Source organism: Vibrio sp. 10N.261.51.A4 (assembly GCF_041471945.1).
GTDB lineage: Bacteria > Pseudomonadota > Gammaproteobacteria > Enterobacterales > Vibrionaceae > Vibrio > Vibrio crassostreae_C.
The window spans coordinates 1-552 of the sequence record NZ_JBFRPJ010000179.1; the positions used below are offsets into that span (position 1 = coordinate 1).

General features: G+C 45.1%; 4 tRNA genes. All 4 read left to right on the forward strand.

The window, feature by feature from the left end:
• Position 1 precedes the first annotated feature (1 nt).
• A tRNA-Glu gene (locus tag AB4384_RS23625) sits at positions 2-77 on the forward strand.
• Between the two features lie 2 nt (positions 78-79).
• A tRNA-Lys gene (locus AB4384_RS23630) sits at positions 80-155 on the forward strand.
• Positions 156-180: 25 nt separating this feature from the next.
• Positions 181-256 (forward strand) — tRNA-Ala (locus AB4384_RS23635).
• Between the two features lie 28 nt (positions 257-284).
• Positions 285-360: transfer RNA gene (locus AB4384_RS23640), tRNA-Val, on the forward strand.
• The last annotated feature ends 192 nt before the right edge of the window (positions 361-552 follow it).

Sequence of the window (552 nt, forward strand, 5' to 3'; positions counted from 1 at the left end):
TGTCCCGTTCGTCTAGAGGCCTAGGACACCGCCCTTTCACGGCGGTAACAGGGGTTCGACTCCCCTACGGGATACCATTGGGTCGTTAGCTCAGTTGGTAGAGCAGTTGACTTTTAATCAATTGGTCGCAGGTTCGAATCCTGCACGACCCACCATTTCCTCCCAAGGAAATAAAAATATGGGGCTATAGCTCAGCTGGGAGAGCGCCTGCCTTGCACGCAGGAGGTCTGCGGTTCGATCCCGCATAGCTCCACCATTCCTTCCATTAGGAATTAAAACTTTATGGGCGATTAGCTCAGTTGGGAGAGCACCTGCCTTACAAGCAGGGGGTCACTGGTTCGAGCCCGGTATCGCCCACCATCTTTAAGCATTCTCGTAAGAGAGTATTTAAAAATGGGTTTAAAAGTTTAACACTTAAAACTCTTGCTCTTTAACAATTTGGAAAGCTGACTGATTGATTACTTACGAGTAATTCAATCAAATTTAAAAGTTCTCAATGTTTATCTTTCATTAGATAAACACAACAAACACATTCAAGTGTCTTGTATTCGA